The organism is Micromonospora sp. NPDC023814, from assembly GCF_040639595.1.
GTDB lineage: Bacteria > Actinomycetota > Actinomycetes > Mycobacteriales > Micromonosporaceae > Micromonospora.
The window spans coordinates 107,503-130,903 of record NZ_JBFAAF010000011.1 but is presented as its reverse complement, the minus strand read 5'-3'; the positions used below and the strand labels follow the sequence as shown (position 1 = coordinate 130,903).

Genomic DNA, 23,401 nt, shown 5'->3' with positions numbered 1-23,401 from the left:
GGTGTCGATGGCGGAGGTGGTCATGACTGGCCCCGCAGCGGGTTGATGGACAGCCCGGCCCGCCCGTCGCGGCGACGGGTGACCAGCCCGCGCCGGCCGACGTGCACGTCGTCCTTGCCGTCGACGAGGTGGAAGCGCTCCACAGCCGCTGCGACCGTCGCCTCGCCCCCCATACCGGGTCCGCCCTCGCAGTCGAGTGAGCAGCCGGTCTGCGCGGCCTGCGCCTCGAGGGCGGCGGCGTCGGCGCGGTAGGCGGTCGGGATGACGTACCGCTCGTCGTACTTGGCGATCGCCAGCAGCCGGTACATCGACTCGACCTGGCCGGCGGTCATCCCGATGCGGTCCAACAGGTCCTCGGCGACGGTGCCGTCGAGGGTGCGGGCGCGCATGTACGAGCGCATGGCGGCCAGCTTCATCAGCACGCCGGCGGTGGCGTCGGCGTCGCCGGCGGTGAACAGCTCGGCCAGGTACTCCACCGGGATACGTAGGTCCCGGATGGTGTGGAACACCTCGTCGGCGTCCGTGTCGTCCCGGCCGGCCGCGCCGGCCGCGTCGAGCACCGGCGACAGCGGGGGCACATACCAGACCATCGGCAGCGTGCGGTACTCGGGGTGCAGCGGCAGCGCGATGCGGTACTCACTGATCAGCCGCCACACCGGCGACAGCTTCGCCGCCTCGATCCACTCGTCGGGCATGCCAGCGTCGCGGGCCGCCTGTTGCACCGCCGGGTCGTGCGGGTCCAGGAAGACGTCGCGCTGGGCATCGAGCAGGTCGCGCTCGTCCGGTACCGATGCGGCGGCGAGCACACCGTCCTCGTCGTAGAAGACGATGCCGAGGTAGCGCAGCCGCCCCACGCACGTCTCAGAGCAGATGGTGGGCTGCCCGGCCTCGATACGCGGAAAGCACAGCGTGCACTTCTCGGCCTTGCCGGTGGCGTGGTTGACGTACACCTTCTTGTACGGGCACGCCGACACGCACATCCGCCAGCCCCGGCACTTGTCCTGGTCGACCAGCACGATGCCGTCCTCTTCCCGCTTGTACATCGCGCCGGAAGGGCATGCCGACACGCACGCCGGGTTGAGGCAGTGCTCGCAGATGCGCGGCAGGTGGAAAATGAAGGTCTTCTCGAACTCGAACCTGACCTTCGCCGCGGCGTCGGCGGGCATACGCGCGATGTTCGGGTCGGCGTCGGCGCGCTCGTGGGCGCCGCCGAGGCTGTCCTCCCAGTTCGCGCCCCACTGCACCGACATGGGCTCGCCGGTCAGGGCGGAGTACGGCCGCTTGACCGGCGTGTCGGTGAGGCCGGCGGGCGCGCTGACGAGGATGTCCTTGTCGAAGGTCGCCGGCTCGTAGTAGTCGTCGAGCGACGGCAGGTCCGGGTTGGCGAAGATCCGCGTCAGCCGCTTGACCCGCCCGCCGGAGCGCAGGGTCAGCCGCCCCTTGCCGTCGAGCTTCCACCCGCCGTGCCAGCGGTCCTGGTCCTCGTAGTGCTTGGGGTATCCGATGCCCGGCTTGGTCTCGACGTTGTTGAACCACACGTACTCGGTGCCCTCACGGTTGGTCCAGGTCTGCTTGCATGTCACCGAGCAGGTGTGGCAGCCGATGCACTTGTCGAGGTTCATCACCATGGCGACCTGCGCACGAATCCGCATCAGTACTCCACCTCCTGGTTGCGACGGCGGATCACGGTGATCTCGTCGCGCTGGCTGCCGATCGGGCCGTAGTAGTTGAAGGCGTAGGTGAGCTGGGCGTGCCCACCGGCGAGGTGGGTGGGCTTGATCAGCAGCCGGGTCATCGAGTTGTGGTAGCCGCCGCGGCGGCCCTTCTTCTCGGCCTTCGGCACGTTCACGGTGCGCTCCGGCGAGTGGTACTGGAACACCGTTCCCTCGGGCATGCGGTGGCTGACCACCGCCCGGGCGACGACGATGCCGTTGCGGTTGTGCGCCTCCACCCACTCGTTGTCCCTGACACCGATCTTCGCGGCGTCCTCGACGCTCATCCAGATCACCGGCCCGCCCCGCGACAGCGCGAGCATCAGCTCGTTGTCGTGGTACATGGAGTGGATCGACCACTTGGCGTGCGGCGTCAGGAACCGCACCGTCACACCGCCGTCCACCAGTTCGCCGGGCCGGCCGAAGTGGCGCGCCATGTTCAGCGGCGGGCGGAAGGCCGGCAGTTGTTCACCGATCTCGGCGATCCAGTCGTGCTCGACGAAGAAGTGCTGCCGCCCGGTGAGGGTGTGCCACGGCTTCGACCGTTCGACGTTCAGGGTGAACGGCGAGTACCGGCGGCCGCCCTTCTCCGACCCCGACCACTCTGGGCTGGTGAAGACAGGCTGCGGCGCGTCCTGGGTGTCCGGGTACGAGATCCGGTCCTGCTCGTGGCCGGCGACCAGGTCGACGAAGGGCTGCCCGGTACGCTCCTCCAGGGCGGCGAAGCCGGCTGCGGCGACCCGTCCGTTGGTGGTGCCGGACAACGCGAGGATCGCCTCGCACATCCGGTCGGCGGTGGCCAACGACGGGCGCCCGGCGAAGGGGCCGTCCGCGACCACGCCGTTCTGGTGCCGCAGGTATTCGATCTCCGCGGTGACGTCGACCGTGATCGCCTTGGTGGTGGTGCCGAGGGTGTCCAGCAGCGGACCCACCGCGCGCATCTTGGCGCCGATCAGCGAGTAGTCGCGTTCGATCTCGACCAGCTTCGGCATCGTGACACCGGGTACGGGCTCGCAGTCGCCCGTCTTCCAGTCGCGTACCCGGCCACCGGGCGTGGCCAGTTCGTCCGGGGTGTCGTGCTGCAACGGCACCGCGAGGACGTCCCGGCGCACACCCAGGTGAACGCTGGCGAGTTCGCTGAACCGGTCGGCGAGGGCGAGGAAGGTGTCGTAGTCGGTGTGCGCGTCCGCCGGCGGCTCGACGGCCGGGCTGAACGCGTGCACGAACGGGTGCATGTCGGTGGTCGAGATGTCGTGCTTCTCGTACCAGGTGGCGGCCGGCAGGACCATGTCGGCGTGCAGGCCTGTGTTGGTCATCCGGAAGTCGATCGCCGTGAGCAGGTCCAGCTTCCCGGTCGGCGCCTCGTCGCGCCAGAGCACGTCGCGGGGCCGCTGGCCGGGGGCGCACTCCTCTGCGCTCGCGAGGGAGTCCACGCCGAGCAGGTGCCGCATGAAGTACTCGTTGCCCTTGCCCGAGGAGCCCAGCAGGTTGGCCCGCCACAGGGTCAGGCACCGGGGAAAGTTCATCGGGTCGTCGGGGTCCTCGGCCACCGCCCTGAGCCGGCCGGCCTTCAGTTCGTCCACCACGTACTGCTGGACCGTGCGGCCCGCGGCGGCCGCCTCGTCGGTGAGGTCCAGCGGGTTGCGGTTGAACGCCGGGTGGCCGGGGCTCCAGCCCATCCGCTGGGCGGCCGCGACCGTGTCCGCGAACGCCATCCCGGCGAACCGGCCGGTACCCAGCGGTGACGACAGCTCGTCGGCGGGCACCCGCTCGTAGCGCCACTGGTCGGTGTGCAGGTACCAGAACGGGGTGGAGGCCTGGTGGCGCATCGGGCGCTGCCAGTCGAAGGCGAACGACATGTGCTGCTGGCCGGTCAGCGGCCTGGCCTTCTCCTGGCCGACGTAGTGCGCCCAGCCGCCACCGTTGACGCCCTGGCAGCCGGTCAGCGTGACGAGCGCGATGAAGGCCCGGTACGTCATGTCGGAGTGGAACCACTGGTTCGCGCCGGCGCCGAGGACGATCATCGAACGGCCCCGGCTGCGTTCGGCGTTGCGGGCGAACTCGCGGGCGATCCGGGCGGCGAGCGCCGCCGGCACGCCGGTGATCTGCTCCTGCCAGGCCGGGGTGTTCGGGGAGTCCACGTCGTCGTACCCGGTCGGCCAGTCACCCGGCAGGTCGCCGCGGCGCACCCCGTACTGGGCCATCAGCAGGTCGAACACGGTGGTGACGAGGTGGTCGCCCACGCGCGTGACCGGCACGCCGCGGCGCATCGTGGTGCCGCCTTCGGTGTCGCCGACGTCGAAGCGGGGCAGGTCGACCTCCACGGCGTCGTCGGTACAACCGAGCAGGCCGAGGGCGGGCACGACATCGCCGAGGTCCAGGTTCCACCGGCCGGCGTCGTCGGCGCCGTAGCGGAAGCCGAGCGAGCCGTTGGGCACAACCGGTTCGCCCGTACGTTCGTCGACCAGCACCGTCTTGTGCTCGCCACCGTCGTCGCCGAGGTCGGCCGCGGTGAGGAACCGGTCGGGCGTCCACCCGCTGCCCGCGTGCTGCCGGAGCGTGACCAGGAACGGCAGGTCGGTGTACCTGCTCACGTAGTCGGTGAAGTACGGCACCTGCCGGTCGCGGAAGAACTCGGTGAGGATGACGTGGCTCATCGCCATGGCGAGAGCACCGTCGGTGCCGGGGTGCGGGGCGAGCCAGTCGTCGGCGAACTTGACGTTGTCGGCGTAGTCCGGGCTGACCGCGACCACCTTCGTCCCCTTGTAGCGGGCCTCGGCCAGGAAGTGCGCGTCCGGCGTGCGGGTCACCGGGATGTTGGAGCCCCACATCATCAGGTACGTGGCGTTCCACCAGTCGCCCGCCTCGGGCACGTCGGTCTGGTCACCCCAGATCTGGGGCGAGGCGACCGGCAGGTCGGCGTACCAGTCGTAGAAGCTGAGCAGCGTGCCGCCGAGCAGCGCGTGGTAGCGGGTGCCGGCGGCGAACGACGCCATCGACATCGCCGGAATCGGCGAGAAGCCCACGACCCGGTCCGGCCCGTACGTCTTGGTGGTGTAGACGTGCGCGGCGGCCGTCATGGTGATCGCCTCGTCCCAGGTGGCACGGACGAAGCCGCCGCGCCCGCGCTGGCTTTTGTAGGCCCGTGCCTTCAGCGGATTCTCCACGATCTCGGCCCAGGCCGACACGGGGTCGCCGAGGCGCTGGTGCGCCTCCCGGAACATCTCGGCAAGGACCCCGCGCACATACGGGTGGCGTACCCGCGACGGGGAGTACTCGTACCAGGAGAAGGATGCGCCCCGGGGGCAGCCGCGCGGCTCGTAGTCCGGGGAGTCCGCACCCGTCGTCGGGTAGTCGGTGGCCTGGTGCTCCCAGGTGATCAGTCCGTCCTTGACGAAGACGTTCCAGGAGCACGAGCCGGTGCAGTTGACGCCGTGGGTGGAGCGGACGACGCGGTCGTAGCGCCAGCGGTCGCGGTAGAACGACTCCCAGCCGTTCTCCTCGACCTGGTGCAGGGTCCGACCGTGGTCGCCGGTCGTTGCCCCGGTCAGGAAGCGGCGAGCGGCCAGCAGCGGCGCCACGCCCGGAACCTGGTCCGTCGCGGGAGGCTGGGCGGCGTCCGGCGAGCGGTGTGGTGACACGGCGGTCACTCCTTCGGCGTCGAGTGAGGCGACGGCCTGTGGCGCGTCGGTGCCGCGCTGCCGCGCCGCACCACCACAGCCTCCAGTGCGACAACCTCCGGAGCGGGAGGCTGCGGTCCTGAGCCGGAAGGACCAAAGTCCTGATCCAGCGGGAACGGCGGTGGCAACGTCCGGTGGCTGCCCTTCTGCGCGATCCCATGCCGTCCGGGCACTTCGTGAAAGCAGTCCGGAGCTCATCGGCCGGTGATCCGGCGCCGGATCGCGAACCGTACGGAGCGGGTCACGCCGGCACGCGGCACGCAGGTCGTCCAGCACGTGTTCCTGCACGAGAAACAGTCACGCGTGGAAGGGTGACGGCGGCCGAATTGCCGCGAGGCCGTGGTCACGGCACGGTGAATCGGAAGGGCTGCCGCGCAGCGGCGCGGTTCGTCGGCCTACCGTGCCGTCCGACACCGTCGTGCCGCCGGCAGCGGCAGGTCGGGTCAGCGGTGGTGCCGCCTGCCGGCCGGTCAGCAGGGGCGCAGCCGCCGGCGGCAAGGGGCGGGGCCCGCCAGCACGGCCGGGTGGAGCTGGTGCTCGTCAGGACGCCGTCCGGGCTCCCGAGCGGCGCCGGCCGGCGGTGTCGGCCGTGGGCACGACCAGGCGCACCACGCAGGCGTCCGGCGCGCCGAACGGCTCGAGGACGGCGCTGGCGGACGGGGCCCCGGACTGCTCCAGGGCACCCTGGACCACGCCGACGTGGAGGTTGCAGATCGCGTCCGGGTTGCGGTTGACCAGCTCCAGGAAGGGACAGGTGTGCAGGTGGATCTCGGTCCGCCCGTCGCCGGTGTGGTGCAGGCGAGGGCTGAAGCCGAGGCCGCGCAGCACGGCGAGGAGAACGTCGGTCGGGTCGTCACCGGGCGGGGTGACGGCGGCCAGTTGCCGGCCCCAGTCCTGCCCGGCCCGGGCGGCTTCGGCCCGCACGTCACCCCGGTTACGCCGAGACAGATGGTCGAGCAGAGCGACGGCCAGGGCCCGGTACGGCGCGGGCGCAGGCGCCTCGGCTGCGACGGTCCGGTAACGCCAGGCCGGCCTGCCCGGCTGACCGCCGCTGGCCCGGGCCTTGACCAGCAGGCCCGCGTCGACCAGCCGGTCGAGGTGGGCCCGGGCGGTCGACGGGTGCAGCCCGGCCCGCTCTCCCACCTCCGCGATGGTCATGCCGCCCCCGGACGCCTTGATGATCTCCAGGATCGAGGCCCGGCTCGCGGTGCCGAGCGCCCGGTACCGGCCCGTGTCGATCACTTCCCCGATCGGCCCTGTCCTCGTGCTTTCCACGCTGGACAACGTTACAACGTCGCCCGCCGTAAAAACCCGCTAGTCGGGTTCTCCCGCTCACATTCCCGACAGCGACCGGGACCCTGGTCCCGGCGGGACGGGTTTGGCGAGGCCGACACAGATGGATCCGCAGGGAGGGACGACAACTGGTCAATTCTCCGCCGGCCAGGGAAACGAGCCGGGCCGGTAGCCGCAGGACGGGTCCTGTCCCCACAGGTCCCCGGTGACGGCGTACGCCCGGGCCCGAGATCCCCCGCACACCGCGCGGAACTCGCAGGCACCGCAGCGTCCCCGCAGCCGCCCCGGATCCCGCAGGCCGGTGAACAGTTCGGAGTTGCGGTAGATGTCTACCAGCGACAGCCGCCGAACGTTGCCCGCGGGCAGCGGCAGGAACCCGCTCGGGTGGACGTCCCCGCGGTGCGAGACGAAGACGAAGCCATTGCCCGCGCTGACCCGTAGTGGCGCCCGTCGCACCCGATCGGCCCGACCGGTCAGGCCGTGCTCGTCCAGGCGCGCGCGCAGTTCCCGGTACAGTGGCCCCAACCCGAGCGCCGTCACCGGGTCCTCCCCGCGGCCCGCCAGCGCGTCGCGTTGCAGGCAGACCCGGCGGAAGTGGTGCGCCTCGGTGGTCTTCACCGGCACGGTTTCCCCGAGGTCGTAGAGCACGTGCAGCACGTCCTCGGTCTCCGCCGCGTCCAGGCTCGCCAGCGCCCGTCCACGACCGGTCGGCACGAGGAAGAAGACGCTCCACAGCGAGACGCCCCGATCGTGCACCAAGGCCGCGATGGCCGGCAGGTCGCGCACCGTGTCCCGGGTGACCGTCGTGTTGATCTGGACCTTGAGTCCCAGGTCACGCGCGTCCTGCCAGGCCCGGCCGGTGAGCTCCCAGACTCCCGGCACGCCCCGGAACCCGTCGTGTCCGGCGGCGGTGGCCGCGTCCAGGCTCAGCGAGATGGCCCGGGCGCCGGCGTTCCGGATGCCGGCCAGGGCGTCCCGGGTGAGCGTCGGGGTGCCCGACGGCGACACCGACACCGCCAGGCCCAGCTCGTCTCCCCGGCGGACCAGCGTCGCCAGGTCCGGCCGCTGGAACGGGTCCCCACCGGTGATCACGAACAGCGGCGCGGGGCGGCCGAAGGAGGCGACCTGGGCCATGAGCGTCGTCGCCTCGTCGGTGTCGAGCTCGGCCGGGTCCCGCAGCGGCACTGCAGACGCGCGGCAGTGCCGGCAGGCCAGCGGGCAGGCCCGGGTGGCCTCCCAGATGACGATGAACGGGCGCTCCCGTACGTCATGTCGTGGTGTCCGCACCGACGCTCCCGCCCGGTGCGGCCCGCCGCCTGATCCCGCTGTGGTAACCCGTGTCACGGCGTGGACGGTGCCCGGCGGAAACGGCGCACACCAGGGACCGGAGACCCCTCGCCGGTGGGCTGCTCGACCCGGGAATGCCACGGTCGCCTGGGCCGTGGCGGCACGGCCGAGGACGCTCGATCCCATCCGCCGAATCGCCCGATTCTCATCCGTGGCCGCCGCGTACCCCGGTCGTCCCGACCACGGGCGCAACTGCCCGGTGATCTCGGGACCTTCGGCCCGGTCCAGTGAGATATCGGGTCGGCAGGATTGCCGGGCGTCCCTCCGGTTGGCGTGCCGTGACCGGTCCGACCGTGGACGCCACAGCGACCGATCGGAGGCATGAGGCGTATGTCGCGAGCGACCGAGGAGGCGGAGCGGGCACTGGTGGCCGTGGGGGGCCGCACGCCCACCCGGACCGGCTGGGACGGACCACCTCGGCACCGGGGCCGGACCCGGACGGGCCGATGACCACCGTACGGGTCCGGTACTTCGGCGGCACCCGGGCCGCCGCCGGGGTGCCCGAGGAGGACCAGCAGGCCGGCACGCTGGCGGAACTGCTCGACCGGATCGGCGACCGGCACGGACCGGAGCTGCGGACCGCCCTGCGGGCGTGCAGCTTCCTGGTCGACGGCACCCAGTGGCGCGACGAACACCGGCTCCTACCTCCGGCCGTCACGGTCGACGTGCTACCGCCGTTCGCCGGCGGCTGAACCACGAAGGAGACATCATGGCCGACCCACGGCTGGACGACTGGCTCACCGGCGCCGCGGCGGCGCTCGACCTGCCGACGCCGTCGAGCGACGACACCCGCGCACTGCTCGACCTGGTGCGGACGGTGGCGCACGGTGTTTGCCGTCCGGCAGGCCCGCTCGCGGCGTATCTCGTCGGGGTGGCCGTCGGGCGGCGTGCCGACCTCGACGTGGCACGTGTCGCCCTGACCGCCCTCGTACCTGAGGAGGCCACGTGACCATCGTTGCGGGGCATCCGCACACCTCCCGGCCGACCGACCGGGCGGCGGCGCGCCCGCTGGCGCACGCGCTCCCGACACCGAGCGCCGCGGAGTGGGGACTTCCGGCCCTGACTCGTCCCGTTCGGCTGCAACAGGCTCAGAACCAGGAAGCGGATCGTGATGATCCTCTTCGGCTCGGGGCACCCCTCGACAATCTCGGAGAATGCGATGACCATGACCGGTGAAAGACACCCGGCGGCGGGCAACCGGACGCAGCCGGCCAAAACCAGCGGCGCGCCCCTTCAACTCGCCGTCGCCACCCTCGGATTTCTGGTCAACTTCTGGGCGTGGGCGCTGCTCGGACCGCTGGGCCCGGGAATCAAGGAGCGGCTCGGCTTGAGCTTCGCCGCCCAGTCGCTGCTCGTCGCCGTGCCGGTGGTCGTCGGTTCGCTCGGCCGCATCCCGGTCGGGGCACTCACCGACCGGTACGGCGCGCGCCTGGTGTTTCCCCTGGTCACCGTGGCGACGATCGTTCCGGTGCTGACGCTCACCGTGGTCGACTCCTACGCAGCGCTGATCCTGACCGGCTTCTTCCTCGGCATCGGCGGCACCGCGTTCGCCGTCGGCGTCCCGCACGTCTCCGGCTGGTACCCGCCGGCGCGGCGGGGCTTCGCCATCGGGCTGTTCGGCGTGGGCATGGGTGGCACGGCGATTGCGAACTTCACCACCGTCCGGCTGGCCGACGCCTACGGCGACCAGGCTCCGTTCCTGCTCGTCGCCGCGATCCTCGCCGGGTACGCGGTGCTGGCGTTCCTGCTGCTGCGCGACGCCCCCGGCCGCACGCGGCCCACCGGCTCCCCCTGGCGGCGACTGGCCGACGTCGGGCGGCTCACCGTGACGTGGCAGCTGTGTTTCCTGTACGCGGTCGGCTTCGGCGGCTTCGTCGCCTTCAGCGTCTACCTACCCGCCTACCTGGGCACCACGTACGAACTGAGCGCCGCCGACGGGGCGCTGCGCACCGCCGGCTTCGTGGTGCTGGCCGTGGCCGCCCGCCCCCTCGGCGGCTGGCTGTCCGACCGGCTGCACCCCGTGCCGGTGCTGGTGTGGTGCTTCGCCCTGGTGGCCGCCCTGGCCGTCGTCCAGGCCTTCGAGCCGTCGCTGATGCCGGTGGCCACGGTGGCCCTCCTCGGCATGGCGATCCTGCTCGGCGCCGCCAGCGGAGCCGTCTTCGCGCTGGTCGGCAAGGTCGCCCCGCCCGAGCAGGTCGGCGCGGTCACCGGGCTGGTCGGCGCGGCGGGCGGCCTCGGTGGATTCGTGCCGCCCCTCGTCATGGGCTGGGTGTTCGGCGCGCAGGGCTCGTACTCGATCGGGCTGATGCTGCTGTCGGACGTGGCACTGGCCGCAGCGGTGTTCACCGCGGTGCGGATGGGCGGCCTCGCCCGCAGGTCCAATCGGCAACCGGTGACCGCGTGAGATCCCGCGGTCGAGCGGCTGCCGTGGCGGCGGGCTCGCCCCGCCGCCACGGCAGTCCTAGAAGCTACTGACCAGCTTGACGAACGCGTCGTCGATCTTCGCTGGGTCGCGGGCGTCGAACGCCTTGCCCGCGGACGCCTTGGCGATCCGGTCCAGCGTCGCGAAATCGGACTGCTCATCGAAGGCGATGCAGAAAATCTTGATCGGTCGTTCCGGATCCAACGCGACGTCTCGGAGCAGCCGGGCGAGATTGTTGTCCTTGTTGTACTCGTTCTTGCCGTCCGTCAGTACGACCACCGCGTTGATCCGGGACTGGTCATAGTGATCGAGCATGTGACGGTGTGCCGCCCGCACGGTGGCGTACAGAGCGGTGCCGCCCTCGACGTGGAGATTGTTGATCTCACTGGTGAGCGACCTCTGGTCGAACGCCGACAGCCGGACCTCCTCGCTGTACGGCGACTTCGGCCGCTGTTCCGTCTCGGACGAGAACGACCAGAGCGCGACCTGGTCCTCGGAGTTCAAGAGGCCGAAGCCCTTGGCGGCGGCCCTGGTCGCCACCTGGAACCTGGTCCGGTCACCGATCTTTGCGTTCATCGAACCGGACGTGTCGACGGCCACGAGGATGTTCGCCTTCTTGCGCAGCGTGCCCCAGCCGGTGAGGATCGCCTTGACCACGGTGGGATCCGGCGGGTCGAAATAGGTGAGGTCCTGGGCCCCGCGCCCGCCGACGGAGGCGATCAGCGGACGGGACGCGTTCTGCTTGTGGTCGCGGAACCCGAGCCGGCTGAAGCTCTGCTGCTGCGGCGGCTCCTGGAGGAACGCCAGGAAGTCGGCAGCGGCGTCACGCTGCTCCGGGCTGGCCGAGGGGAGCAGCACGTACGGGTGGTCGAGGTTGAACGTGCCCTCCTTCGGATACAGCGCGACCAGCGGGACCCTCGGCTTCTCGCCCCGGGTCGGGCTCAGCTCCCCCTCGTTGTACTGGTAGACCAACTCCTCCTGCGTCACCACCGCGCTCATGTCCGTCGGAGCCGCCGTGCCGGACAGGTCCGCCTCGGCGCGGTCCTTCAGCAGATCCACGATGTCGTCGCTGTAGTGGGACACGTTGGCCTCGATGCGGCGGACGTACTGGGTCACCGCCGGATTCGCGAGGTCGCTCTCGGTGAGGTCACTGGCCCGGTTGATGGCCGCGTAGTAACTCGCGATCGTGGCCGCCAGCCCAGAGGTGGACAGGTTCGGGTTGACCTTGCCGAACGTGAACCGCCCCCACTCGGGGCGACCGAAGGTGGCCCAGCCCGAGCGCCCGGACGAGCCCAGGATCTCACCCCAGCCGAGGGGACCCTGCTGTTGGAGCAACTTTCCCTTCGGCTGCGGCATGGCGATGACCAGCGGACTGTTCGCGATCGACGGGTACCGGCCGGGGGTCTGCGCCGGACGCCCGGCGGCCTCGTCCCGCAACTTCAACTGCCCGGTCCACAGGGTCGACGTCGGCAACCACACCTGCGGCCGTGGCAGGTTGGGCTGCTTGACTGACCATTCGCCGGCCAGCGCGTCCGTCGCCGCACCCGAGGCGAGGCCATGCACGGTTACCACGGCGCACCGGCCACCGAACCGCCGATCGCTCTTGTTGTAGCGCTCTGCCAACTCGCCGAGCAGCACGTCCTTCTCGATCGACGAGCTGACCGCCAGCGGCGTGCACCCGACGTCCGCCGCCGGCCGGACGATCAGGTAGGCCGCCGCGATGATCGCGAATCCGGCCACGATGGCTACGGTGTACGGCAGCCACGGCCGGGCAGTCGGTCGACCTGAAACCATTTGGTCCCTCCAGGGTGTCGGCTGACGGCGTCGACATCAGCCACCAGCCCGGCCGCGCCGCGGTGCGGTGCGGACCGGATCGTGTTCGTGGGTCAGGGCAGGGTCGTGGCCTGGTCGGCTGTCGACGCCTCCCCGGGATTCGGCTCGGTGCTTGGGGTCAGTGCGGCGGCGGGCAACAGGCCGGACGACGTACGCCACGACGAAGAGCCGCACAGGAGGGAGTGACCCGTCGCGGCGGCGATCTCCTTCGCGAACTGGGACCTGATCCAGGGGCTCTGGTGCGGGTCGACATCGATCATCTTGAGCCCAGCCATTATGACTCCACGAAACCCCTTGACGAGCCGCGCCGATGCGACGGACGACAGAGGTATGGTGCCACGGCCCCGCCAGCACGAAAGCCAGTCGCCTTTCGGCGTGTCGTGTCGTCTCGCGGTTCGACTGGACGGCGATGCCCGTCTCCTGGCGAAGGCCGCCAGCGACACCACGCCGGACCGGATGCAGCGGCCGCTCAACCGGTCGGCACGGGATGCGACGCCGTCCGTGACGACCTGTTGTCAGGAGGGCGTCACCTCGAAGATGCCCCGGGCACCGCGTTCCGCGTCGACCATGGCGTGGCTGACGAACGGGTAGTGTCCGGGCTCGGGGAAGACCATCTCGACGAAGCCGCCGGCGGCCGGAGTCAGCGAAAGCACCTGAGCCCCGCCAGGGTCGGCCGGCCGGCTCTCCCACCGCCCCTCACGGTAGACGGTGTCGAACTGGGCGCCGACGACGTGGAAGGAGCTGTCCCGGTTGGGGCCGGCGTCGAGCAGCCAGACGCGGACGCGCTCGCCGGCCCGCGCGGGTAGCGGCCGGTGGGCGTACTGGGCGACGTAGCCGTTGAAGACGACGGCATCGGGCCGCTCCGCCTGCATCTTCGCCAGGTCGCCGGGCTCGCCGTCGCCGCCGAGGTACAGCTCGGACTGGACGAGGACGTATTCCCGGTCGACCTTGGGCAGGTCGGGCGGGTCGATGATGACCGCGCCGTACATGCCGTTGCCGATGTGGTGCAGCATCGGCATGGTCGAGCAGTGGTACATCCAGATGCCGGCCCGGGTGGCGGTGAACCGGTAGGTCAACCGCTGCCCGGGGTCGATCGGGCGCATCACCTCGTCAGGGGCGACCGCACCGGCGTGGAAGTCGATCCCGTGGTCGACCGTGCCGTCGTTGATCAGGGTGATCTCGAAGGTGTCGCCGACCCTGCCGCGCAGCACCGGCCCGGGGACCATCCCGTCGAACGTCCAAAGCTTCTGCCGTACGCCCGGGGCGACCTCGCGCTCCACCTCGCGCACCCGCAGTTCCCGCTTGTGCAGGCGGCCGGGCGGGGTGGCCGGCGTGGCGGCGTCCCGGGCGGTGAAGGTCGCCGCGGGGGCAGCCATGGCGTCGACGCGCGGCACCTCCGCGCCGGGCGTGGTGTGCCCGCTCTCGTGCCCGGTGCCGGCCGGCGCGTCGGTGGTCGTGATCGTCAGCGTCATGCCGGCCTGGCGGTGCCCGGGCAGGGAGCACCAACCCGCCACCGGTCCGCCGATCACGCCGGCGTCTAGGCGCACGGCCGCCCCACGGCCGATGGCGGAGGTCCGTTGGCCGGTGGCCAGGACGAGGTCGTGGCGGCGGTCGTCACGGTTGGTCACCTCGATGACCAGGCGGTCGCCGCTCGGCACGGTGATCCGGTCCGGTTGGAACCGCATCCCCTGCGCGACCACGGAGACGGTGGTGGTGCGCCCGGAGGCCGGCACGGATCCGTTCGCGGTCGTGCCGGCACCGGACGGCGCGGTGGAGAGCCGCTGGCCGGCGACGCCGACCAGGACGGCGATCAACACGAGGGTGAGGCCTACGGCGACGCCACCGAGGGGGCGGATCGGCGTGGTGGGGTGGGGCCCGGACACGGTTACCTCCGTGCGGCGAGTAGGACCCGCACGGCCGGCACGAGGAACTGCACCAGCGCGGCGAGGATCAACAGTGAGGTGGTGATGCGAACGAACGGGGGAGTCGGCAGGGCGAACACCACCAGGGCCGCGTTCGCCATCGCCACCCGTTGCGGCCAGTTGCGGTCGAGGATGGCGATGCGGCGCCGCGCCGGCCCCGGTCCGCCACCGAGGACCACCGGCAGCAGGTAGCTCAACGACCCGATGAGGACCTGCGCGACGAAGCCGGCCAGCAACGGGACGAGCACGATCCCGAAGCGGCCCGCCGCCGCCTCCGGCCCGGTGCTGGCGAGCAGGGTCGCGGTGTCGACGGCGAGCGCGACGAGCAGCCAGCCGGCGGCCGCCGCGATCGACCAGGTGGCGAAGGAGGCGGGCGGCCGGGCGCGGGCGGCGGTGATGGCGGGGCGCAGCGCGGTCAGCGCGCCGAGGACGAAGAGCACCAGGCCGACCCCGATGACCGTACGCCACCAGGCGAGCAGTCCGACGCCGAGCAGGACGAGTCCGGTGGTCAGCAGGGGCAGGGCGAGCGTGGCGGCGTGGGCGGCGCCGGCGGCCATCCGGGCGCGCAGCACCGTCGGCCAGAGCGTCAGCAGCGTGCCGAGGACGGTGAGGGTGACCCAGCCGAGCAGGTTGACGTGGGCGTGGAAGAGCATCAGCCGGGGACGAGTGGCGTCGTCCACGACCAGCATCCAGGCTCCGACCGGGATGCCGACGCCGATGGCGAGGGTCGCCGCGAGGTAGTAGTGGACGGTGACCGTGAACCGGCCGGGCAGTGCGGCGCGCAGGCGGCCGGCCAGCCAGTGGGCGTGGGCGGCGACCGCGGTGAAGACGAGGGCCGCGCCGGCGACTCCGGCCCACGGCCGGCCAACCAGGGCGCCGAACAACACCGCCACCACGCCGACGTTGAGTACGGCGAGACGGGCCGTCTCCCCGCGGCGGTTCGGCGGTGCCGGGGCGCGCAGCACGGCGACGGTGAAGTGGGCGCTCCACACCACGATCGCGTTGGTCACCGCCCCGAGCAGGAGAAGGTGGATCGCCAGCCAACGCCAGGAGGGCAGGAACGGGTGGCTGAACGCGAGGACGACCAGCCCGGCCAGGTACGCCATCGGTAGCGCGGTCACCCGCCGGTGCCAGCCGGCCCGACCGGTCCCCGTCGACGGGGGCGTGGCCGCCCGATCCGTCACGGCCATCATTTCACCGCCATCGGAACGGGTCGGGTCGGCGACGCGCCCCGGTTTCGGGGCGGTCGCAGCGAGGACACCACCGCGAGGCCGACGAAGGCGAGGACCGCGAGGACGTTGGCCACGCCGGCCGCACGCCACACCGGCTGCACCCGCAGGGCGTCACCGATGACGACCCGCACCAGGAGGGAGGCGTGCAGCAGCGCCAACGGCACGTACAGCAGGCGCTGGTACGGCAGGGGCCGGCGCAGCACGGCCGGCAGGATCACCGGGGCGTGCACGAAGATCATCGACATGGTGAACCCCAGGAAGACGGCGTGCAGGGTGGCGTCGTAGCGGGGGCCGTCAGCGCTGGCGCCTGCCCCGGCCCAGAGCAGGCCGGCCAGTCCCAGCCAGGCGTAGCCGGCGAGCAGGCCCAGCGCCACGTACCGGGGCAGACCCCGGCTCCGGACGGTGCGGCGGGCGACGTCGAAGGCGGCGAGCCAGGCCACCACGGCGAGCAGTCCGGCGCCGAACAGGTGCGGGCCGATGCCGGGCCAGACGGCGGTGGCGGTCACGCCGGCCATCAGTGCCGACAGCGCGCCGAGGAACCACCGACCGGCGCGTGGGGGCAGCGCCACCCGCGCCAGTTCGAAGCGTTCCCCCGCGATCGTGGCCACCACGAACGTGGCCAGCCACGACACGATCTCGGCCACGGTGAGTCCGGCGAGCCAGAGCAGCGTGGCGGCGTACCAGGCCAGCGCGCCGGCAGTCTGGGCGAGCAGCGCGACGCCCGGCTGACGCCGCCAGATCTGCCGGTAGACGCCGAGCAGGAGGACCGAGGCGACCATCAGCAACAGGCGGGCGATGAGGCTCGGCCCGGTGAGCACCAGCAGCAGGGCGCCGCCGCCGGAGCAGGCCGGCGCGAGCAGGGCCCAGCGGTCGCCCAGTGCCACCGCCCGCTCCAGGGCGATCAGGGTCCCGACGAAGCCGAGGACCATCAGCGGCCCGTGCACCTCCGCCGACTGTCCTGGGGGCGCGGGTACCCGGGTGTCGAGCAGCAGCAGGGCCGCGTACAGACCGGTGAGCAGGGCGACCCCGCCAGCGGCGAGGGCTGGCAGCCGCCAGGCGACGGGTATCGGCCGGGGCGTGGTCATGACCGGTCCAAGCCGGACGTCGCCAATGGCAGGAAGAGCCGCACCAGGTTGCGGATCGCCGCTCGGCTCCGGGTGCGGAGGGCCCGATGGCGGGGAGTGTCCATCGTCTCCCCAACCGGCCCTTCTCCACGGGTTTTCACGATGGTTAACGTTACAACGTCAAACGGCATCAAAACCCGGGAGGGCGCCATGTCACAGTCGGAAACGACCGCGGACCGCCAGGCAGCCGAGGCGGTCGTACAACACCACGCCGCACTCGCCACCACCCTCGACACGCTGACCAACCACCTGGTGGAGGCAGCCGACCGCGGCGACGACGCGGAGGCGATGCGCGCTCGCGACGAACTCGTCCGGTGGCTGCACGCCGAGCTGCTGCCGCACGCGCACGCCGAGGAGGCCGCCCTGTATCCCGCCGCGGCGGCACTCGCCGAGGGGAAGCTGCTCGTCGACGGCATGCTCGGTGAGCACAAGGCGATCGTCGGGCTCGTCTCCGAGCTGGCCGGCCTCACCCGCGCGGTGCCCGCGGCAGCGGCCGCTCGCGCCCTCGCCGCGCTGTTCGCGGTGCACCTCGACAAGGAGAACCACCTGGTCGTACCGCTAGTGGTCGGAGCCGCGGACGTCTCGCTCGCGGGGTTGCTCGCCGGCATGCACGACCTGCTGGGCGAGGCGACGCCGGCCGCCGGGGGCGGGTGCGGCGGTGGCTCCTGTGGTTGTGGCGGGGACGCCCCGGCCGGCGCAGGCCTGGCGCCGGTGCTGAGCATCGACCCCCGGCTGGACGTCCGGGACCTGCCGCACGGGCAGCGGCACGCCACCGTGCTCGCCGCCCTGGACCGGCTGGGGGCGGGTGATGCGCTGGTCCTGGTCGCGCCGCACGCGCCCCGGCCGCTGCTCGCCGAGATCGACCAGCGCTACGGCGGCGCGGTGACGACGGAGTGGTTGCAGGACGGCCCGCAGGTGTGGCAGATCCGGCTGAGCCGGACCTTCGCACCCCGCTGACCGGCACGACGACGGATTGCGGGACGCCGGGCGGTGTGACCACCGTCCCGGCACCGGCGGGTCTTTCGGCCTGGCTGGCCATGCCGCACCGGGTGGACGATCGAACCGCGCCTGGAGAAGCTAGGGAGAAGAACATGTGCAACTACTGCGGCTGCCGCGACTTCCCGCTGATCGGCCGGCTGTCGGCCGAGCACGACGAGATCGCCAACGCGGCCGGCGAGCTCCGCCGGGCCATCCTCGCCGAGACCGACGACCGGCTGGCCGCCCTGGACTCGCTGCTCTCCCTGCTGCTGCCGCACACCGCGACCGAGGAGACCGGCCTCTTCGTCGAACTGCGCGAAGAGGGCAGCCTGGCCGAGGCCGTCGACAAGCTCTGCGCCGAACACGACGACATCCACGGCGTGCTCGGTGCGGTGGACCGGACGGCCCCGGACTGGCCCGCCGTGCTCGCCGCCCTGGACCGGCTGCACCGGCACATCGACAACGAGGAGCACGGGCTATTCCCGGCCGCCGTGATCGCCCTGCCCATCCCGGCGTGGGACCGGATCACCGGCATGGCGGAGCCCGATCCGGCGACGCGGTAGTTACGGGCACGCCGCGAGCATCGATTGAAACGCATGCCGGCAGCCCACCCTCGACACTGTCAGCTACGCCGGACGACGTAGCGTGATGGCGGGTTAAGTTTTGCTTATCGTGTTGCCGATCGACGAGGGAAGCTCTGTACCTTGCCCGAATGCGACACATCAAGACCGTAATCGCCGCGCTCGTCGTGGGTCCGCTGGCCTGGGTCCTGCTCGCCGCTGGACAAGGCCGGTCCCTGCGGGTGTTCGGGGATGCGCAGGAAAGTGGTGGTGCCCTCGACCCTGGCGCTCTGCTGAAGCCGTTGCTGGTGCTTGCGGCTGCTGGCCTTCTTCTCGGACTCATCGCCACCGTACGGATTTCCCCGCTCGGCTCGATGCTGACCGGACTGGCGTACTCGGTCAGCTACGTAGGCCTGTTGTTCAGCCCGGCACGGCTGCTGGATCTACTCGGTCACAAGCTGAGCGTGGCGGGTTACCAGATTGACCTGCTCACCCCCGTACGGACCGGGACGACGCTGCTGCTGGGCTCGCTGCTCCTGGTCGGGGTCGCCAGTGTCCAGCGGTGGCGGCGCTGGCCGCAGCCGGACGCCGATGAGCCGGCGGCCGTTGTCCCCGACAAGATCACTCCGTCGACATCGGAACGGGACCGCCCGCTCGGCGCGGATGGACTCCGCCCGCTCGGCGCCGACGGGCTCGGGTCGAACCAGGCTGAGGATCCGACGAAGCCGGGTAAGGCCGACGAACCGGAGCCGGCGATGGTCGGCGGTTCACCCTGGGCCGATTCGCTGCGCAGCGATTCCACGAACGTGCCCTGGCAGTCCGGCTTTCCAGCTGCTCACCGACGACCTCGTCGCTGACTTCGAGGTCACCTGACTTACCGCCAGGATGCCCCCGCCCTTCAGGGCGGGGAGGAATGGCGGACGCGTTGTCAACCACGATCGTCCTTTGTGGTGAGGCTGGTCGTGCGCGGACGGCGTACCGGTGTCGGGCGTACCCGACCCCGGAGCGGGCGGCGGTGCTGAACCGCACGTTCGGCGGCATCCGGGTGGCGTGGAACCGCACTCTCGCCGCCCGTCACGCCCGCTGGCACACCGAGCGGAAATCCATCTCCTGTGCGGAGACGGATCGGCCGTTGACGGTGAACGTATCCCTGCGACTGGCGAGCAGTGCCTGGACGCGGGTGAACATCTCGATGTCGACCAGCGGTTCGTAGGCGAGGGCGCCGAGCAGTAGGTCACCCGACCGCCGGGCTCGAGGTCGTGGTCGACCATCGACGCCAGACCTGTTCGAGTTCGGTGAGCATGGGTGCCGCCGACCGCACCGCCGCCACGTCGTCGCTGGCCAACTGCTCGCGGCCGCTGTTAGGGAGCGCGTGGAACAGGGCGTTCGCCCGGTCGGCGTCTTTCTCGGTCACGAGGCGCACGTACAGCCGTCCGGTCGTGCGTCGCATCGCTCTGCTTCCGTCGCTGTCGTGCTGATCGAAGTGGTTCGGCGCCGTGCCAGGTCACGAGCTGGTTCTCCCCGAGTGCTGCGCGCGACGGTCGATGGCCAGCCGCCCGCATCTGCGGTTCGGCGGCAGGGTTGACGTGGCCAGGCGCGACAGGGATTCTTGTTACTGGTATAGACCGGTCTGGCTTGGTGGTTGGGAGTCGAGGATGCGGCGCAGGGCTGAGGGGCCGTTCGGCGCCGCGACTGTCGTGTTGGCTGTCGGCCGCCCTGGGTGGCACCTGCGTCCGCACGAACGAGTCCGGTTGCACCGGGCCGGCTCAGCCAGTCGCCGGGAGGCCCGTCGCGCGGGCGCGAACCCACGGTTCCGCCAACCGGCCGCCTGTCTGCTGACCCACCGGAGCGGCGGGCCTCGGGCCTCAGCCTTCGCGGCGCTCCGCTCGGTGTGCGTCACGCCGGGATACCTGCCGGTACCAAGCGCCAGCCAAATTGAAGGAGTGGAGGTGTGATGTTTCTGTCGCGCTCGTTTCGTGGCTATCGCCGCGTCGGAATGTTCGCCGGATTGGTCGGGCTCGCCATTGGGCTGGTGAACCCTCCTCCGGCCAGGGGCGAGGGCCAGGCTCCTGATCGGGTGGATGCCGCGCGCATTCTTCCGGTGCCGCAGCAGGTAGCGCCGCGTCCGGGGTCCGTCGTCCTGCCCGGCAATGTCGATGTCGTCGCGGGCGCGGCCGTGGATTCGGCGGCCGAGGAATCGCTCGTGGAACTGCTCGGGGCGCACGGTGTCACAGCCAGGGTCGTCCGAACCGCGGACATGTCGACGTCGCGCCCGTTGATCCTTCTCGGTGGACCGGGCGAGACGTCGGCGAGCACCGCGGTGCTGAGTGCCCTCGGGGTCGAGGGACCAGCGGGGTTGCCCGGCGAGGGGTACGTCCTGGCGGCCGGGCCCGATCGTCTCGGGCGACCGCGGATCGTCCTCGCGGGTGTGGACGGCCCCGGCACCTTCTACGCCGTGCAGTCACTGCGTCAGCTGCTCGTGTCGAACGGCTCCCGGGTAACGGTTGACGGTGTGGCGGTGCGCGACTGGCCGGGTTACCGAATTCGTGGCGGCATGGAGTCGTTCTACGGACCGGTGTGGTCGCAGGAGGACCGGCGCTCGCAGATCGAGTTCCTGGCTCGGCACAAGATGAACCAGTTCTTCTACGGGCCTGCGGACGATCTGCGTACCGGCTCGAACTGGGACTCCCTGTACGACGAGGCGGAACTGGGCCGGTTGAGGGAGATCGTGGACCTGGCGCGGTCGCGTCATGTCGATTTCGTGTACCGGGTCTCGCCGGAGGCGCCCTTGGCACCCGGTCAGGGGATCTGCCACGTGCGCGACTCCGATCGGGCCAAGCTGCTGGCCCGCTTCGCGCAGTTGTGGGAGATCGGGGTCCGCAGTTACGTCATCGCCTGGGACGACGTGTCCGGCAACTTCGCGTGCCAGGAGGACCGGGACGCCTACCAGGGCGACTCGTCGCCGCTCGCCGCCGCCCAGGCCGGGGTCACCAACCTGGTCCAACGCGAGTTCATCGAGAAGCACCCGGGCGCCACCCGTCTGGTGACCGTGCCGACCGAGTACTGGGGCATGACCCGTACGCCGTACAAGAGCCGGTTCGACGAGTTGGTGAGTGCCGACGTCGACCTCTACTGGACCGGGCCGGAAGTGGTCTCGCCGAGCATCACCGGGGACGACCTCCGGGCCGCGCAGGCCGCCTGGCCGCGGCACCGGATCATGCTCTGGGACAACTACCCGGTCAACGACTACAGCCCCAACCGGCTGCTGTTGGGCCCACTGGTGAACCGCGACGCCAGCATGGCGGACGACGTCATCGGCATCTCGTTCAACGAACTGGTCCAGCACCAGGAGGCCTCGCTGATCTCACTCGGCACGCAGGCCGACTACGCCTGGAACCCCGGGGCCTACGACCCGGAGCGTTCATGGACGCGCACACTGCAGACCGTCGGCGGCGACGCCTACCAGGAGCTGCGGCTGTTCGCGGAGAACAACCGGGCCAGCGTCCTCGACAACACCGCACGGCCGCAGTTCGCCGCGCTCATCAACCGGCTCATCGCCGAGTACTCGGCGGGCCGGCCGGTGGGCGACGAACTCGAGCAGCTCGATCGTGAGATGCGCCGCCTGGCGGAACTGCCCGCCGCGCTCCGTGCCCAGCTCGACAACCCCGCGCTGCTCAAGCAGATCGGGCCCTGGCTGGACCGCGTCGGGATGACCGGCCAGGCGGGCCGGGCGGCCGCGGCCATCCTCCGGGCCCAGGACCGGGGGGACGGCGAAGCAGCCTGGCTGGCACGACGGGATCAGGCGCGGGCCCGCGGCATCCTCGACCGGACGTGGCACCAGATCAGTCCCGGTCCGGTCGACGACCTGCTCAGCTTCGCGGCCTCCCAGAGCGACGGCTACATCGGTGACCGCTGGTACGGCGACCTTGGCGCTCCCACGGGCCTACCGGCTGCCACCCAGGGGTCGGCGCTGGGCAACCTGACCGACCGGCGCGACGACACGGCGTACGTCGCCGCCGGCAAGCCGCAGGACGGCGACGCGATCACCGTTCCGATCACCAAGCCGCACCGGCTGTCGGCGGTGACCGTGGTGCAGGACGCGACCGCACCCGCCGACGGCATGATCCAGGCGCAGGTCGACGGCGCCTGGGTGGATCTCGGACCGCTAGCTGACGGGTTCACCAAGGTGCCGGCCGCGGACCTCGCGGCCAGCGCGGTACGGATCCGGTGGATGTCGGGCGGCGCGGCCCCGCACATCTACGAGATCGTCCCGCACTACTCCGACGTGTTCAGCGGCACCGTCTCGGTCGATCCGCCGGGATCGCTCATCGCGCCCGGGAAGACGAAGCGGTTCCAGGTCACCTTCGAGGTCTTCGCGGATCACCGGATCAGTGGCCAGGTGAGCGCCACCGGCCCGGCCGGCTGGACCATCGACCCGGCGAAGCAGGTGTTCCGTGCCCAGCCGGGTGGCCGAACCATCGGCGCGAGCGTACCGGTGGAGGTGACCGTCCCGGCCGGTGCCGAGCCGGGACGCCACCAGGTCACGGTGTCCTTCGCCGAGGACGGCGCCCCACCGGTGAACGTGTCGCTCCCGATCCTGGTCGGGGAGCAGAGCTACCCGAACCTCGTGACCGGGGCGAACCCGGCCGGCTACTGGCGGCTCGGCGACGCGACCGACTCCAGCACCGCCGTGGACGGCTCCGCCAGCCGGCAGAACGGCACCTACCTGGCCGGTGCCCACCCGGGGGCCGAGGGTGCGATCACCGATGACCGGGCGGCAGACCTCTCCGCCGGGTACGTCGAGGCGCCGCGAAGCCCGCGAACCGACCTCCAGGGCGCGTTCACCCTTGAGGCGTGGGTGAAGCTCGACGCGCTCGCCCCGGCGCCGGGGCAGGCGATCATCGAGAGTTACAGCGGGCCGGCGGTCAACGGGTACGCGCTGAGGGTGACAGACGGCGTCCTGCAGGCGTGGTCGCTGGGCGCTGCCGGAAAGGGGTACGGCCTGGTGACCGGCCGCACCCGGCTGACACCGCACACGTGGCACCACGTCGCCGCCGTCTTCGACGGGTCACGACTGACCGTGTACCTCGACGGGGTGGCGGACAACAGCGTCGCGACGTCGGTGTCGCCAGGCAGCGGTACGGCGAGCGTCAAGCTCGGTGGCCGCGGAGACGACGCGAACCAGCGACTCCAGGGCGACCTCGACGAGGCGGCGATCTACGACCGGGCCCTGACCGCGGCCGAACTCGAGGCGCACCACCTCACCGGTCTCGGCTGACCGGCCTCCGCCGATGTGCG

The 23,401-nt window shown here is 71.4% G+C and carries 18 protein-coding genes; 8 read left to right on the top strand and 10 right to left on the bottom strand.

Annotation, left to right across the window (positions count from 1 at the left end):
* Window positions 1–20: 20 nt before the first annotated feature.
* The 4 genes from narH to AB0G14_RS08630 form a co-directional block, all read right to left on the bottom strand.
* Window positions 21–1,652 (bottom strand): nitrate reductase subunit beta, encoded by a 1,632-nt coding sequence (gene narH, locus AB0G14_RS08645; RefSeq protein WP_357695153.1) that lies wholly within the window; start codon window positions 1,650–1,652, stop codon window positions 21–23.
* Window positions 1,652–5,353, bottom strand: a complete 3,702-nt coding sequence (locus AB0G14_RS08640; protein WP_357695151.1) for a nitrate reductase subunit alpha — start codon at window positions 5,351–5,353, stop codon at window positions 1,652–1,654. The genes narH and AB0G14_RS08640 overlap by 1 nt, the downstream gene beginning before the upstream one ends.
* A gap of 579 nt (window positions 5,354–5,932) precedes the next feature.
* Entirely contained in the window at window positions 5,933–6,667 is a 735-nt protein-coding gene (locus AB0G14_RS08635) for a helix-turn-helix domain-containing protein (RefSeq protein ID WP_357695149.1), read from the bottom strand.
* Window positions 6,668–6,817: 150 nt separating this feature from the next.
* Window positions 6,818–7,972 carry a TIGR04053 family radical SAM/SPASM domain-containing protein gene (locus AB0G14_RS08630; RefSeq protein ID WP_357695147.1) on the bottom strand — a complete coding sequence of 385 codons (1,155 nt, stop codon included), beginning with the start codon at window positions 7,970–7,972 and terminating at the stop codon, window positions 6,818–6,820.
* A 506-nt stretch (window positions 7,973–8,478) separates the two neighbouring features.
* On the opposite strand from AB0G14_RS08630, the gene AB0G14_RS08625 reads away from it, so the two are divergent.
* From AB0G14_RS08625 to AB0G14_RS08615, 3 genes are all read left to right on the top strand, one after another.
* The gene (locus AB0G14_RS08625; RefSeq protein ID WP_357695145.1) at window positions 8,479–8,724 is read left to right on the top strand and encodes a MoaD/ThiS family protein; all 246 of its coding nucleotides are present in this window, start codon (window positions 8,479–8,481) and stop codon (window positions 8,722–8,724) included.
* A 17-nt stretch (window positions 8,725–8,741) separates the two neighbouring features.
* A complete protein-coding gene (locus AB0G14_RS08620; RefSeq protein WP_357695143.1) occupies window positions 8,742–8,981 on the top strand; it encodes a DUF6457 domain-containing protein in 240 nt (79 codons plus the stop codon).
* A 216-nt stretch (window positions 8,982–9,197) separates the two neighbouring features.
* Window positions 9,198–10,436 (top strand): MFS transporter, encoded by a 1,239-nt coding sequence (locus AB0G14_RS08615; protein ID WP_357695141.1) that lies wholly within the window; start codon window positions 9,198–9,200, stop codon window positions 10,434–10,436.
* A 57-nt stretch (window positions 10,437–10,493) separates the two neighbouring features.
* Here AB0G14_RS08615 and AB0G14_RS08610 read toward each other — a convergent pair whose 3' ends face one another.
* The 5 genes from AB0G14_RS08610 to AB0G14_RS08590 form a co-directional block, all read right to left on the bottom strand.
* Window positions 10,494–12,194 carry an extracellular solute-binding protein gene (locus tag AB0G14_RS08610; RefSeq protein WP_357695139.1) on the bottom strand — a complete coding sequence of 567 codons (1,701 nt, stop codon included), beginning with the start codon at window positions 12,192–12,194 and terminating at the stop codon, window positions 10,494–10,496.
* Between the two features lie 146 nt (window positions 12,195–12,340).
* Window positions 12,341–12,562, bottom strand: a complete 222-nt coding sequence (locus tag AB0G14_RS08605; protein WP_357695137.1) for a hypothetical protein — start codon at window positions 12,560–12,562, stop codon at window positions 12,341–12,343.
* 240 nt (window positions 12,563–12,802) lie between these two features.
* Window positions 12,803–14,170, bottom strand: coding sequence for a multicopper oxidase domain-containing protein (locus AB0G14_RS08600; protein WP_357695135.1), 1,368 nt, complete (start codon window positions 14,168–14,170; stop codon window positions 12,803–12,805).
* A gap of 2 nt (window positions 14,171–14,172) precedes the next feature.
* A complete protein-coding gene (locus tag AB0G14_RS08595; protein WP_357695133.1) occupies window positions 14,173–15,393 on the bottom strand; it encodes a hypothetical protein in 1,221 nt (406 codons plus the stop codon).
* A gap of 5 nt (window positions 15,394–15,398) precedes the next feature.
* Complete coding sequence (locus tag AB0G14_RS08590) at window positions 15,399–16,526, bottom strand: hypothetical protein (protein ID WP_357695131.1); 1,128 nt, start codon at window positions 16,524–16,526, stop codon at window positions 15,399–15,401.
* Between the two features lie 189 nt (window positions 16,527–16,715).
* Here AB0G14_RS08590 and AB0G14_RS08585 point away from each other — a divergent pair, with 189 nt between their 5' ends.
* From AB0G14_RS08585 to AB0G14_RS08570, 4 genes are all read left to right on the top strand, one after another.
* Window positions 16,716–17,522, top strand: coding sequence for a DUF2249 domain-containing protein (locus tag AB0G14_RS08585; RefSeq protein WP_357695129.1), 807 nt, complete (start codon window positions 16,716–16,718; stop codon window positions 17,520–17,522).
* A 134-nt stretch (window positions 17,523–17,656) separates the two neighbouring features.
* Window positions 17,657–18,106 (top strand): hemerythrin domain-containing protein, encoded by a 450-nt coding sequence (locus tag AB0G14_RS08580; RefSeq protein WP_357695127.1) that lies wholly within the window; start codon window positions 17,657–17,659, stop codon window positions 18,104–18,106.
* A 149-nt stretch (window positions 18,107–18,255) separates the two neighbouring features.
* Window positions 18,256–18,960 carry a hypothetical protein gene (locus tag AB0G14_RS08575; protein ID WP_357695125.1) on the top strand — a complete coding sequence of 235 codons (705 nt, stop codon included), beginning with the start codon at window positions 18,256–18,258 and terminating at the stop codon, window positions 18,958–18,960.
* A gap of 56 nt (window positions 18,961–19,016) precedes the next feature.
* On the top strand, window positions 19,017–19,316 hold the full coding sequence (locus AB0G14_RS08570) for a helix-turn-helix domain-containing protein (protein ID WP_357695123.1): 300 nt from the start codon (window positions 19,017–19,019) through the stop codon (window positions 19,314–19,316).
* A gap of 21 nt (window positions 19,317–19,337) precedes the next feature.
* On the opposite strand, the gene AB0G14_RS08565 is transcribed toward AB0G14_RS08570, so the two are convergent.
* Window positions 19,338–19,553: a hypothetical protein gene (locus tag AB0G14_RS08565; protein ID WP_357695121.1), complete on the bottom strand. Its 216-nt coding sequence runs from the start codon at window positions 19,551–19,553 to the stop codon at window positions 19,338–19,340.
* A gap of 504 nt (window positions 19,554–20,057) precedes the next feature.
* Here AB0G14_RS08565 and AB0G14_RS08560 point away from each other — a divergent pair.
* Entirely contained in the window at window positions 20,058–23,381 is a 3,324-nt protein-coding gene (locus AB0G14_RS08560) for a beta-N-acetylglucosaminidase domain-containing protein (protein WP_357695188.1), read from the top strand.
* Window positions 23,382–23,401 lie beyond the last annotated feature (20 nt).

Excerpts from the sequence above, each read along its gene's own strand:
- narH (WP_357695153.1), bottom strand. The coding sequence starts at position 1,652 with ATGCGGATTCGTGCGCAGGTCGCCATGGTGATGAACCTCGACAAGTGC.
- AB0G14_RS08625 (WP_357695145.1), top strand. The coding sequence starts at position 8,479 with ATGACCACCGTACGGGTCCGGTACTTCGGCGGCACCCGGGCCGCCGCC.
- AB0G14_RS08620 (WP_357695143.1), top strand. The coding sequence starts at position 8,742 with ATGGCCGACCCACGGCTGGACGACTGGCTCACCGGCGCCGCGGCGGCG.
- AB0G14_RS08615 (WP_357695141.1), top strand. The coding sequence starts at position 9,198 with ATGACCGGTGAAAGACACCCGGCGGCGGGCAACCGGACGCAGCCGGCC.
- AB0G14_RS08605 (WP_357695137.1), bottom strand. The coding sequence starts at position 12,562 with ATGGCTGGGCTCAAGATGATCGATGTCGACCCGCACCAGAGCCCCTGG.
- AB0G14_RS08590 (WP_357695131.1), bottom strand. The coding sequence starts at position 16,526 with ATGACCACGCCCCGGCCGATACCCGTCGCCTGGCGGCTGCCAGCCCTC.
- AB0G14_RS08585 (WP_357695129.1), top strand. The coding sequence starts at position 16,716 with ATGTCACAGTCGGAAACGACCGCGGACCGCCAGGCAGCCGAGGCGGTC.
- AB0G14_RS08580 (WP_357695127.1), top strand. The coding sequence starts at position 17,657 with ATGTGCAACTACTGCGGCTGCCGCGACTTCCCGCTGATCGGCCGGCTG.
- AB0G14_RS08575 (WP_357695125.1), top strand. The coding sequence starts at position 18,256 with ATGCGACACATCAAGACCGTAATCGCCGCGCTCGTCGTGGGTCCGCTG.
- AB0G14_RS08570 (WP_357695123.1), top strand. The coding sequence starts at position 19,017 with ATGGCGGACGCGTTGTCAACCACGATCGTCCTTTGTGGTGAGGCTGGT.
- AB0G14_RS08565 (WP_357695121.1), bottom strand. The coding sequence starts at position 19,553 with ATGCGACGCACGACCGGACGGCTGTACGTGCGCCTCGTGACCGAGAAA.
- AB0G14_RS08560 (WP_357695188.1), top strand. The coding sequence starts at position 20,058 with ATGTTTCTGTCGCGCTCGTTTCGTGGCTATCGCCGCGTCGGAATGTTC.